Source organism: Mediterraneibacter sp. 210702-DFI.5.30 (assembly GCF_020560115.1).
GTDB classification, from domain to species: Bacteria; Bacillota; Clostridia; order Lachnospirales; family Lachnospiraceae; genus Mediterraneibacter; species Mediterraneibacter faecis.
Window position 1 is genome coordinate 1 of sequence record NZ_JAJCME010000187.1, and the last position, 233, is coordinate 233.

The 233-nt window shown below is 49.4% G+C and carries 1 protein-coding gene; it reads right to left on the reverse strand.

All coding sequences use genetic code 11. The features are described from left to right. A partial coding sequence (locus LI126_RS15195; RefSeq protein WP_227165745.1) for an asparagine synthase-related protein occupies positions 1-233 on the reverse strand: 233 nt, incomplete at both ends.

Here is a 233-nt window from a genome sequence, read left to right on the forward strand (position 1 = left end):
GGTTAGCAGCCATCCGGAAAGCCCACTTAGTACCCTTAGCGTTGAATAGGTACTTGGTTGGCGTGGTCTGAGCAACCTTCATCATTTCACGGTCCAACAAAGGCACCCGCAGTTCCAGCGAGTTGGCCATGCTCATCTTATCGGCCTTCAGCAGAATATCACCTGGCATAAAGCAGTGCAGATCCAGGTACTGCTTTTTGGCAACCTCATCAATATCTTTGTCTTCAACCTTG